General features: G+C 61.6%; 3 protein-coding genes and 2 pseudogenes. 4 read left to right on the forward strand and 1 reads right to left on the reverse strand.

Going from position 1 to position 4356, the window contains the following annotated elements; translation table 11 throughout:
* From NW857_RS12405 to cobW, 3 genes and pseudogenes are all read left to right on the forward strand, one after another.
* A pseudogene (locus tag NW857_RS12405) lies at nt 1–76 on the forward strand (photosystem II protein D2); the annotation flags it as partial.
* A 211-nt stretch (nt 77–287) separates the two neighbouring features.
* Nucleotides 288–1637 carry a photosystem II reaction center protein CP43 gene (psbC, locus tag NW857_RS12410; protein ID WP_414335970.1) on the forward strand — a complete coding sequence of 450 codons (1350 nt, stop codon included), beginning with the start codon at nt 288–290 and terminating at the stop codon, nt 1635–1637.
* 129 nt (nt 1638–1766) lie between these two features.
* A complete protein-coding gene (gene cobW / locus NW857_RS12415) occupies nt 1767–2825 on the forward strand; it encodes a cobalamin biosynthesis protein CobW (RefSeq protein WP_414369123.1) in 1059 nt (352 codons plus the stop codon).
* A 147-nt stretch (nt 2826–2972) separates the two neighbouring features.
* Here cobW and NW857_RS12420 read toward each other — a convergent pair whose 3' ends face one another.
* Nucleotides 2973–3929, reverse strand: a complete 957-nt coding sequence (locus NW857_RS12420) for an NAD-dependent epimerase/dehydratase family protein (protein WP_414339004.1) — start codon at nt 3927–3929, stop codon at nt 2973–2975.
* A gap of 233 nt (nt 3930–4162) precedes the next feature.
* On the opposite strand from NW857_RS12420, the pseudogene NW857_RS12425 reads away from it, so the two are divergent.
* Nucleotides 4163–4356: pseudogene (locus NW857_RS12425) on the forward strand (ABC transporter permease); the annotation flags it as partial.

Below are 4356 nucleotides of genomic sequence, written 5' to 3' on the forward strand. Positions count from 1 at the left end.
GATGGCGCCGCAGGACCAGCCGCACGAGCGCTTTGAGTTCCCCGAAGAAGTCCTACCCCGCGGCAACGCGCTCTAAACTGGCGCTGGCTGTCGAACGCTTGAGTTCTCTCGATCCTTCACGTGAGAGCCGGGGCCGAGCGTTCGCCTATTCAAGTCTTGGATTGCATGGGTAGGCGCTCGGCCATTCTTAAGCTCCTTTGCTTTTCACCTCTATCTTCTGCTGTACTGACTGTTACTCTTTTTGGAGGCTGGCCTCAGTGACTTCAACGACCTTTGGTTCCGCAGCGATGCAGGATCGCACCCAGGGCGGGTTTGCCTGGTGGGCCGGGAATGCTCGCTTGATCAATCTCTCCGGTCGGCTCTTGGGTGCCCACGTGGCCCACGCCGGCCTGATCGTCTTCTGGGCGGGAGCGATGCTGCTGTTTGAGGTGGCTCACTTCACGCCGGATCGGCCTATGTACGAGCAGGGCCTGATCCTGATGCCCCACGTGGCCACTCTGGGCTGGGGGGTTGGCCCGGGCGGCGAAGTTATCGACACCTACCCCTACTTTGTGATCGGCGTGCTGCACTTGATCTCCAGCGCAGTGCTGGGGTTGGGGGGCATCTATCACGCCGTGCGCGGCCCAGAAACCCTGGAGCAGTCTTTCCCCTTCTTCGGCTACGACTGGAAAGACAAGAACAAGATGACCACCATCTTGGGGATCCACCTCATCCTCTTGGGGTTGGGGGCTTTCCTGTTGGTGGCCAAGGCCATGTGGTTTGGCGGTGTCTATGACACCTGGGCTCCCGGCGGTGGCGATGTGCGAGTGATCACCAACCCCACCCTCAACCCGGCGGTGATCTTCGGCTACCTGTTCAAGTCTCCCTTCGGCGGCGACGGCTGGATCATCAGCGTGGACAACATGGAGGATGTGATCGGCGGCCATATCTACATCGGCATCATCTGCATTGCCGGTGGGATCTGGCACATCCTCACCAAGCCTTTTGGCTGGGCCCGCCGTGCCTTCATCTGGTCGGGGGAAGCTTATCTCTCCTACAGCTTGGCGGCGGTCTCGCTGATGAGCTTTATTGCCACCTGCTACATCTGGTTCAACAACACTGTTTACCCCAGCGAGTTCTACGGCCCCACCGGCCCTGAAGCCTCGCAAGCGCAAGCCCTCACCTTTATCGTGCGCGACCAGCGCCTGGGGGCGAACATCGGCCAGGCCCAAGGCCCCACCGGTCTGGGTAAGTACCTGATGCGCTCCCCCACGGGCGAGATCATCTTCGGCGGTGAGACGATGCGCTTCTGGGATGTGCGGGCGCCCTGGAAAGAGCCGCTGCTGGGCCCCAATGGCTTGGATCTGGATAAGTTGAAAAACGACATCCAACCCTGGCAAGCTCGCCGTGCGGTGGAGTACATGACCCACGCGCCACTGGGATCCCTGAACTCGGTGGGGGGTGTGGCGACCGAGATCAACACGGTGAACTTCACCAGCCCGCGCACCTGGCTGGCAGCCCACAACTTCATCTTCGGCTTCCTGTTCTTCGTTGGCCACCTGTGGCATGCCGGTCGCGCCCGTGCCGCTGCTGCCGGCTTTGAGAAAGGGATCAGCCGCGAGAACGAGCCGGTTTACCGGATGAAGCCGATCCGATAAGCACGGAAGTCTCTCGGAGATCAACCTTTGGCCCCCGGTAGGGGGCCTTTTTTTTGGGGATCCCCCCCGCCAGGATTGGCAGAGAAGGAAGAGAGGATAGAGACTGAGAAGGCTGAATGTTCGGTAAAGATGCACAAAGTCCCGGTTACGGTCATCACCGGATTTTTGGGATCCGGCAAGACCACGGTGATCCGTCACCTGTTGCTCAACAACCAGAGCCGCCGCATCGCCGTATTGGTCAATGAGTTTGGCGAAGTGGGCATCGACGGCGAACTGCTGCGGGATTGCCAACGTTGCGAGGGAGAGGGATCCATCCCCATTTTGGAGCTGGCCAACGGCTGCCTCTGCTGCACGGTGCAGGAGGAATTTTTGCCCACCATGGAAACCCTGCTGCAGCGGCGGGCGGAGCTGGACTGCATCCTGATTGAGACTTCAGGATTGGCCTTGCCTAAGCCTCTGGTGCAGGCTTTCCGCTGGCCAACCCTTCGCACCGGCGCCACGGTGGATGCGGTGATTGCAGTGGTGGACGGTCAGGCTCTGGCTTCTGGGCAACTGGTGGGGGATCGGGCGGCGCTGGAAGCGCAGCGGCAGGCCGATGCGAGCCTGGATCACGAGACGCCCATTGAGGAGCTGTTTGCGGATCAGTTGAGCTGCGCCGATTTGGTGCTGCTGAGCAAGGTGGATCAGATCACGTTGTCGGAGCGAGCGCGCGTGGAGAGCTGGCTGCGGCAACAATTGCGCCCTGAGGTTCGAGTCCTCCCCTGTGAGCGGGGCCAGGTTGCCCCAGAAGTGCTCTTGGGCTTGCAGGCGGCGGTGGAAGATCAGTTGGAGCGCCGCCCCAGCCACCACGACCACGAGGAGGAGCACGAGCACGAGGCCTTCGAGTCTTTTTACCTGAGCCTGGAGGGGAGCTATGAGCCGGGATCCCTAGTTGCCCAACTGCGTCAACTGGCTCAAGAGGAATGCCTCTACCGGGTGAAGGGGTTTGTGGCCGTGCCCCACAAGCCGATGCGGCTGGTGCTGCAGGGAGTGGGAGGGCGATTTGAAACCTACTACGACCGGCCCTGGCGCCCGCAAGAGCCGCGGTTGACCCGCCTAGTGTTCATCGGGCAGAGGCTTAACCGGGAGCGCATTGCCGCTCAGCTTCAGGGCTTGGCTCACAGAGAAGCAGCGGCTTTTACCGGCTGATCCCTGTCGGGATCCCTCACCCCCAGCCCCTCTCCCAGAGGGAGTGATCCCCTCACCCCCAGCCCCTCTCCCAGAGGGAGTGATCCCCTCACCCCCAGCCCCTCTCCCAGAGGGAGAGGGGAGTTGGCGTGACCCTATAAAAGCGGCCTAGAGGTAGACATCTAGGAGAGAGGCCACGGTGGGGAAGTGGCAGGGCAAGCCCAGGGCTGCTGGCGAAAGGGCCGGATAGACAAAATGGCGGTGGCGCAGACAGTACTCGTCCCACGCCGAAAGCCGCACCCCAAACAGAAAAGCCAAGCTGCGGAGGAGTCCGAGGGGCAAGGGCAGGCGGAAGTAGATCCGCTTTCTGAAATAGGCGCACACCTGTTCCACGCACTCATCCACAGACAGAGGGGGGTTGCCCAACACCCAATCGCCGCCACCGGGCGGATGGGCTACCCAGTAGGCCACCATCTCTGCCACATCGGCAGCGTGGATGAAGTGGAAGCTAGCATCCACCCGCAAAAAGCGGATGAGATCCAGCCAGCGGAGCACATCCTTGAGGCCAGCGGTGATGTGGGAATAGGGGTGGTGGGGGCTGCCGCCAAACAGTAGGGTGGGGTAGAGCGTCAGCAGCCGATCCGGCCAGAAGCAGCTTTCCCGCCGCCGCAGCAGCATCGCGTACTTGCTGCGGATGTAGTCGGTGCCGGCCTGGCCAGCGATGGCCAAGGGTTGTAACGCCTGATCCAAAAGGCTGGCGGTGGAAAAGTAGATCACCTGCTGGCAGCGCCGGGGATCCAACAACTGAAAGAGCTCCAGAGTGTGGGTAACATTCACCGCCCAGGTTAGGGTGGGATCCCCCCAAGCCGCCGCCATGTGGATCAGCCCATCCATCTGTTGCAGCAGGGCAGCGTGCTCGCGGATGTGCAGCAGATCGCCGGGCACCAGGGTGATGGGGGCGGGCAGCCGTTCCGGGGGCAGCCGCAGGCGGCTGGGGTTGCGAATAAGAATGTAGAGGTGGTAGGCGGGCCGCTCCGGAAACTCGGGATCCCTTTGCTGGGCCAGGCGCTCCAACACATAGTGCCCCAGACAGCCGCTAGCGCCGGTAAGAAACAGGTTTCGCAAGAGATCTTCCCAACGGCAACTCATCGAAAAAGCTTTTGACTAGTCTACCGCCTTGGCTTGCGCCTGCCGGAGCGGCTTAACCCCCAATTCCTCTGACGGCAAGTCCGGGCAACTGCACCCTGTTCCAAGCCGGGCAGCAGGCTAGAAATCTGGCCCGAAGAATGGCAGCATAGTTCGACAAGGATCCCCTACCGGGATCCCAGCTAAGACCGCGCTCAACTCGACCTCTGTCTGTGGCCGTAACCTCCTCTTCCCCTAGCAGGCGCGCTTTCAGTCTGTGGCCGCCGCTGGCCTTGGTCTTGCAGCGGCTGGCCCAAGCGGTGCCGGTGCTACTGCTGATCACGGTGCTTAGCTTTTTGCTCTTGCAACTGGCTCCCGGCGATTTTTTGGATCCCTTGCGGGCGGATCCCAGTGTCAGCCAAGAGTT

Origin of the sequence: Synechococcus sp. H55.9, assembly GCF_047462355.1 — a bacterium.
Classification (GTDB): domain Bacteria; phylum Cyanobacteriota; class Cyanobacteriia; order Thermostichales; family Thermostichaceae; genus Thermostichus.